This is a genomic window from Kribbella antibiotica (assembly GCF_004349055.1).
Lineage (GTDB): Bacteria > Actinomycetota > Actinomycetes > Propionibacteriales > Kribbellaceae > Kribbella > Kribbella antibiotica.
The window spans coordinates 42,785-49,740 of sequence record NZ_SMKX01000054.1 but is presented as its reverse complement, the minus strand read 5'-3'; the positions used below and the strand labels follow the sequence as shown (position 1 = coordinate 49,740).

Below are 6,956 nucleotides of genomic sequence, written 5' to 3'. Positions count from 1 at the left end.
GCTCAGGAGTTCGGCGAGGTCGGGGGAGGGCGGGTCGGCCGGGGTGTTCTTGCCGAAGAGGCCTGGTTTGGTGGCCTGGAGGGCGGTCTCGATGTCGTCGACCAGTTCGGTGAGGCTCTTGATGAGGGCAGGCACGAACCGGTCGGCGGTTTTACGGCGGTTGGTGGTGAGGGCCGTCGTGCGCTCGTAGTCGGATTCGACGGTGGCGCGCAGGGTGGACGGCCAGTCGTCGAGGCCGGTCAGGCCGGCGTGCTGGGGTGCGGAAGGGTTCAGATCGCCTGCCGACAGGGGTTTCTCACCCGACCGCGCGGCATCGATCTCTTGTTCGAGCTTCTTCTGCGGACCCGGCACGATTGAACTCACGGCGTCAGCCTACTGGTGCGTGGTCCAGCCTGCGGAGCTTCCAGACCGAGGGGACGACGAGGGCGCCGATGATGATCAGCGTGTAGAGCGTGCCGCCGTACAGCTCGACGGCCTTGATCGACGCGGCGGCGACGACGTAGCCGACGCCGAGTTGGCCGATGGGGTTGGCGATGAACGAGCCGAGCATGTCGTACGACGAGACGCGGGAGAGCTTGTCGAGGGGGACGTGCTGGCCGAGGGCGGTCTCCCAGCCGATGCCGAACACCTCGAAGCCGAGGCCCATGATGAATGCGGCGATGGCGATGACGACGAGGTTGGGGAACAAAGCCAGGCAGGGAATCATCGGCGCCCCGAGCAGCATGCCGGCCATTCCGGCGCGGAGCGGGTAACGCGGTTTGAGGCGGAGCATCAGGAGGCCGCCGAGCACCAGGCCGGCGCCGAAGCAGGCGCTCACCAGGCCCCAGCCGGTGCGGCCGAAGGTGCGGTCGGCGATGACCGGGCCGAGGGTCTGATAGCAGGCGGTGTAAAGGACGTTGAGCAGACCGAAGGCCAGTACGACGACCCAGACCCACTGCCGGGAGGCGAATTCGCTCCAGCCTTCGCGAAGGTCCGTGAGTACCGAAGCTGCTTCGCGGGTGATGGGCGGCAGCGTGAGCCGAGAAATCAGGGCTGCGCCGATCAAGAACGTGGCCGCGTCGACCGCCAGTCCGACCCCTGGACCGGTCAGCCCGACGATGACGCCGGCGACCGCGCCGCCGCCGATCATCGCGGCCGACCGGGCAAAGCCGGAGATCGCCATCGCCTGCGGAAGGTCGGACTTGCTGACGATCGCCGGGAGGACACCGGCCATCGCCGGCATCACGAAGGCGGCGGCCGCTCCGTTGATCGCCTCGATCACGACCAGTTGCCCGATCGTCGCGTGGCCGGAGAGCACGAGGACGGCGGCGAGCGCCTGAGTGAGGCCGCTGACCGAGTTGGCGACCAGGATGACGAGGTGCCGGGGCAGGCGGTCGGAGATCACACCGCCGATCAGCAGGAACACGATGTTCGGGATGCTCCGGGCCGCGAGCACGAGGCCGACCGCGCTTGCCGTGTGCGAGATGTCCAGAACGGCGAACACCAGGGCCACCGGCGCGATCGTGGACCCGAGGATCGAGACGAACCGGGACATGACGAACAACCGGACGTCGCGAAGCCGCAGTACGGCGAGGTCCTGCCGCCAGCTCATGAGTCTCCCTCGCTCGGTACCAAACCTGGCGAGCCTACGGGCCAGGACGCCGAAGGGCTCGTGAATATGTTCACAACAGCGAGTGACATCGTCGTCACTCATCGTTTCTGAGATGAGACCTGCCGCGCGAGTGGTCTTTTCGCTACCTTGGGGTATTGGTCCCCCCTCGAACTGCAGGAGGCTCCGTGAAGATCAACGACGTACTGCGCGGCAAGGGAAACGAGGTCGTCACGATCTCGCCCCAAGCGACCGTCACCGAACTCCTTGCCCTGCTGGCCGAGCACAACATCGGTGCAGTGGTGGTGAGTGCGGACGGTTCCTCGGTGGACGGCATCGTCTCCGAGCGCGACATCGTCCGGCTCTGGAACGGTACGCCGGACGCGGGTGACGTCCGGGTCAACGCGATCATGACCGCCGAGGTCCACACCGGTACGCCGGACGATCTGATCGACAACATGATGCGGCTGATGACGGACCGCCGGATCCGGCACGTCCCGATCGTCGTGGACGGTGCGCTGACCGGCCTGGTCAGCATCGGTGACGTGGTCAAGTCGCGGATCGGCGAGCTGGAGTTCGAGAAGGAGCAGCTGTCCAACTACATCTCGAGTTAATTCCGGTGCAGGCCTGATCCCGGCAGGACCGGCCGGCGGGGTTTACAGTCCGACCATGAGTCAGACTCCACCCCCGGCCGGGCCTCCCGGTCCGCCCTCCGACGGCCAGCCGCCCTACCCGGGTCCCCAGCAACCCGGACAGCCCCAGTACGGGGCACCGCAGGACGGCGCACCCCAGTACGGCGGACAGCCCCAGTACGGCGGTCAGCCGCCGTACCCGGGACCGGCGCCGTACGGCGGTCAGCAGCCGGGTTTCCCGCCCATGTCCCCGATCCAGGGGATTCCCCAGCAGCCGTATCAGGGCCCGCCGCAGGGCACCAACGGGTTCGCGATCGCGTCGCTGATCTTCGGCATCATCGGCGGGATCCTGCTCAGTGTCATCTTCGGCATCGTGGGGCTGCGCCAGATCAAGCAGCGCAACCAGGGCGGGCGCGGGCTCGCGATCGCCGGTCTAGTCCTGTCCGGGCTCTGGATCCTGGGGCTCATCGGCATCTTCGTGGCAGCGGTCATCGATGCCGGCGACGAGCCGAAGCGGGATTCGTCCGGACAGGTGACCGAGCCGACGAGGGTGCAGCCGAACAAGCTCAAGGTCGGTGACTGCGTCGAGAAGCTCAGCGAGAGCGACGATGTCAGTGGGCTGAAACTCGTCCCGTGCAGCGGGCCGAACGGCGGCGAGGCCTACGCCTTGTTCACTCTGCCAGCCGGCAAGTTCCCGGGCGCAGCGTCCGTCCAGGCCTCGGCCGAGACGGGCTGCACCGACCGGTGGGACGCGCTGAACAAGCAGGCGGCCGAGCCGTCCGACATCTTCTACCTGCACCCGACCGACAGCAGTTGGCGGCTGGGCGACCGCAGCGTCACCTGCTTGGTGGTTCCTAGCAAGTAGCTCAGACCGCCACGAACGTGGTCAGCATGAGCACGAAGAAGACCAGGCCGGCGGCGAGCAGCGCCGTACCGACGATGCCGAGGATGCGGCCGGCCTGGGCCATTCCGCGGTTGTTGTAGACACCGGGCCGGGCGTCGATCTCGGCCACCGACTGGCTGCCGAGCCACCAGGCGACCGGGGACAGGAACAGCAGCCCGGTGCAGAGGGCGATCGCTCCCAGGACGACCGCGACGGTCGCCTGGGAGTTGTCCTGAAGGATGCCGTACGCCGGCTGGTCCGGGGAGCCGGGCTGCACCGGGTAGAAGGTGTGCGTCCGGTCGGTGGCGTCGGTGTACGACATCCTGTGCTCCTCAGGTCAGTTCGATCAGGTCCCCCAGTCCGAACTCGGTGAGCTGCGGCCTGACGTCCTTGGCTTCCCCTACGACGACAACCAGCAGCCCTTCGGTTCCCACGAACTCCCGGTACGCCGCTGTGGCCTGCTCGGCCGTGGTCGCGGCGATCCGCTGCATGTAGGTGTCGGCGAAGTTGATGGGGACGCCGTTGGCGATGTTGCTGCCCACCTGCTGAATGATCGAGTCCGCCTGCTCGTAGCGCAGCGGTGCGGTCAGCGTGAGGCTGTCCTTGGCCTCCTGCACCTCTTGCTCGGTCAGACCGTCGCGTGCCTCGCGCAGGATCCGCAGTGCGTCGCCAATGGCCGCACCGGTCACCTCAGTCCGTACGGCGCCGCCGAGCGTGAAGGTGCCGCCCTTGCGGGGTGCTGAGAAGCTGCTGCGCGTTCCGTACGTGTACCCCTTCTCCTCGCGCAGGACGGTGTCCACGCGGGAGGTGATCGTGCCACCGACCACGTGGTTCGCCACGGCGGCAGGACCCCACGCGGCGCTTCGGCGGTCCGGACCGGCGCAGCCGATCACCAGCTGGCTCTGCACCGAGCCAGGGCGGTCCACCAGCACCAGGCGGTTGCCAGGCAGGTACAGCGGCTCCGGAGCCTCCAGCACGGGCGCGACCTCGGCCCGCCAGTCGCCGAAAGCGTCGTCCACGATCGCAGCGACATCCACACCAGTCGCGTCACCGGCGAACAGGATCTGCGCGCGCGCCGGACCGACGTTGCTCCGGTAGAACTCGGCCACCTGGACATTCGTCAGCGGGCGGATGGTGTCCGGCGTACCGGCTGTCGGGCGGGAACGGCGCGCGGAGGTGTCGAACAGGTGCGCAGCGAAGGCCTCACGGGCCCGGTAGCCGGCGTTCGCCTTCTCCTGGTTGATTTCGCCGAGCCGGATCGTCACATGCCGTCCGACATCGGCGACGTTGAACGCGGGCCGGGTGACGGCCTCTGCGAGCAGCTTCACGGCCGGAGCGAGATGCGACACTGGGACCGAGATCTCGACGTGCAGCGCGTCCGAGCTGACATCGACGCCGTACGCCGCTCCGTGCCGCTCCAGCGCCGCAGCGAAGTCGTTGGCCGAGTGCAGCTCGGTGCCCTCGTCGAGAGTGCGCGACATGATCGTCGCGACGCCCTCAAGCTCCCGCGGCTCCACGAAGAGCGGCATCGCGATCGTGACGCGCACAGTGGCGACGTACTGGCCGGGGCGGTCGAAGATGTGCACCGGCGTGCCGGCGCTGGTGGTCGTGGCCGTCGACTCCGGGAACTTCCACGGGCCCGGCGGGGTGACCGGTGGGGGAGTGGTGATCAGGTTCATGCTTCCTCCTCCGTACGGCGGTATGTCACCTGAGCGCGACCAGCCGCCCGGATCCATTCGCGGGCAGCGGACTGGACCTGCTCGGCCGTCACTGCGCGAACCTGGTCGATCCGGGTGTTGATCCGGTTCGGGTCGCCGAACAGCAGCGCGTGGTGGGAGATCTCGTCTGCCCGGCCGGCGACTGTCGACAGCGCCTCCAGCCAGTCCCGCTCGGCCTGCGCCTGCACGGTGGCCAGCTCGTCGGCCGTGATGCCGCCCTCGGCCAGCTTCTCGATCTCCTCGACCAGTGCGTCCTCGACCTGCTGCAGGTCGACGCCCTCCGACGCGATACCGGTCAGCGTCCCGAAAGACACCCCACCGATCAGCGGGAGCGCCCCACCGGAGACGGACTGGGCGATCTGCTCGTCGCGGACCAGCCTGCGGTTCAGCCGGCCGCTCTGACCCGCAGCGAGCACGTCGAGCGCCAGCCCGGCCGCATCCAGCTCCGGAGTCCCGTCCGGCGGCAGCCGGAACATCATGGTGATCAGGTCGGACGGCACGTCCTCCTGGACGTCGTCACGCAGCACCTCGGTGAGCGGGCCGATCGTGCCGTCCGGGGCCGGCGGTGGCGTCGGGATGGCCTCGAGGTGGCCGAAGTACCGCTTGGCGGCGTCGAAGGCGTCCTCGACCGACACGTCACCGACGATGGTCAGGACGGCGTTGTTCGGGCCGTAGTACTTGCGGAAGAACGCGTGCACATCCTCCAGCGAGGCCGCATCCAGGTCGGCCATCGAGCCGATCGTCATGTGCGCGTACGGGTGGTTCTCGGGGAAGAGCAGGCGGACGAGTCGCTCGTACGAGTCGCCGTACGGGCGGTTGTCGTAGCTCTGCCGCTTCTCCTCCTTCACCACGTCACGCTGGTTGTCCAGGTTCTCCTGGGTGAGCGCGTCGAGCAGATAGCCCATCCGGTCGGCCTCCAGCCACAGGGCCAGATCCAGACCGCCGCTCGGCAGCGACTCGAAGTAGTTGGTGCGGTCGAAGAAGGTGCTCGCGTTCAGACTCGCACCGACCGTCTCCAGCAGGCTGAAGTGCGCACCGGACTCGACGTTGCGCGAGCCCTGGAACATCAGGTGCTCGAACAGGTGCGCAAACCCGGTCAGGCCGGGTGGCTCGTGACGCGAACCCACGTCGTACCAGAGGTTGACCGCGACGATCGGAACGGCGCGGTCCGAACTGACCACGACCCGCAGGCCGTTGTCGAGCGTCTGCTCTGCAAGGGGGTAGTTCAAGGGCATGCGGCCACCCTACGTGGTCACGCTAGGCGCTTCAGTACCTCGTCGTGCAGGCGGCCGTTGGTGGCGAGAGCGTTCGGGCCGCCGGGGCCGGGCTCACCGTCGACCGAGCTGAACTTGCCGCCGGCCTCCTCGACGATGATCGACAGGGCGGCCATGTCCCACAGGTTCAGCTCGGGCTCGGCGGCGATGTCGACCGCGCCCTCGGCGACCAGCATGTAGGACCAGAAGTCGCCGTACGCGCGGGTCCGCCAGCAGTCGTCCATCAGGCCGGTCCACTGGTCGGCCTTGCCGAGCTTGTCCCAGCCCTTGATCGACGAGTAGGACAGCGAGGCGTCCTCGATCGTGCTGACGTCGCTGACCCGGCAGGGCTGCGACGAGTGCAGCGAGCGGCCGGTCCAGGCCCCGTCACCGTACGACGCCCACCAGCGGCGGCCGATGGCCGGAGCGGAGACCACACCGACGACGACCTGGTCCTCGATCATCAGACTGATCAGTGTGGCCCACACGGGGACGCCACGGACGTAGTTGGCAGTGCCGTCGATCGGATCGACCACCCAGCGGCGGGCGCCCCAACCCGTCGTCCCTGCCTCCTCGCCGACGAACGCATCCCGCGGGCGGGCCCGGGAGAGCGTTTTGCGCATCACGTCCTCGACCCGCTGATCCGCATCGCTCACATGGGTCATGTCGGGCTTGGTCGCCACGTGCAGGTCGAGTGCCTTGAAGCGGTCCATCGTGGTCGAGTCAGCATCGTCGGCCAGGATGTGGGCGAGCCGCAGGTCATCCGTGTGCGAGGGCATGGCCGAAGGCTAGCCGAATACCTTCCCCGCCTCACCGCCCCGTCTTGCGGCGCGGTTGAACCGAATGGCGGTTCAGATCGTGTGCACTGGTACAGAACCACAC

8 protein-coding genes are annotated in these 6,956 nt (G+C 68.1%); 2 read left to right on the top strand and 6 right to left on the bottom strand.

Annotated features, from left to right (window positions below):
* On the bottom strand, nt 1-363 hold a 363-nt coding region (locus tag E1263_RS19765; RefSeq protein ID WP_132169436.1), incomplete at its 3' end, for a hypothetical protein.
* Nucleotides 364-367: 4 nt separating this feature from the next.
* A complete protein-coding gene (locus tag E1263_RS19760) occupies nt 368-1,591 on the bottom strand; it encodes an MFS transporter (RefSeq protein ID WP_132169434.1) in 1,224 nt (407 codons plus the stop codon).
* Between the two features lie 185 nt (nt 1,592-1,776).
* Here E1263_RS19760 and E1263_RS19755 point away from each other — a divergent pair, with 185 nt between their 5' ends.
* Nucleotides 1,777-2,202, top strand: a complete 426-nt coding sequence (locus E1263_RS19755; protein ID WP_132169432.1) for a CBS domain-containing protein — start codon at nt 1,777-1,779, stop codon at nt 2,200-2,202.
* A gap of 55 nt (nt 2,203-2,257) precedes the next feature.
* The gene (locus E1263_RS19750) at nt 2,258-3,085 is read left to right on the top strand and encodes a DUF4190 domain-containing protein (protein ID WP_132169430.1); all 828 of its coding nucleotides are present in this window, start codon (nt 2,258-2,260) and stop codon (nt 3,083-3,085) included.
* A 1-nt stretch (nt 3,086) separates the two neighbouring features.
* On the opposite strand, the gene E1263_RS19745 is transcribed toward E1263_RS19750, so the two are convergent.
* From E1263_RS19745 to hisN, 4 genes are read right to left on the bottom strand one after another with little or no spacing between them, the layout of a single operon-like run.
* Entirely contained in the window at nt 3,087-3,425 is a 339-nt protein-coding gene (locus tag E1263_RS19745) for a DUF4190 domain-containing protein (protein ID WP_132169428.1), read from the bottom strand.
* A 10-nt stretch (nt 3,426-3,435) separates the two neighbouring features.
* Entirely contained in the window at nt 3,436-4,782 is a 1,347-nt protein-coding gene (locus E1263_RS19740) for a M16 family metallopeptidase (RefSeq protein ID WP_132169426.1), read from the bottom strand.
* Entirely contained in the window at nt 4,779-6,056 is a 1,278-nt protein-coding gene (locus E1263_RS19735; protein ID WP_132169424.1) for a M16 family metallopeptidase, read from the bottom strand. The genes E1263_RS19740 and E1263_RS19735 overlap by 4 nt, the downstream gene beginning before the upstream one ends.
* A gap of 17 nt (nt 6,057-6,073) precedes the next feature.
* Nucleotides 6,074-6,853, bottom strand: coding sequence for a histidinol-phosphatase (gene hisN / locus E1263_RS19730; RefSeq protein ID WP_132169422.1), 780 nt, complete (start codon nt 6,851-6,853; stop codon nt 6,074-6,076).
* Nucleotides 6,854-6,956: the final 103 nt, after the last annotated feature.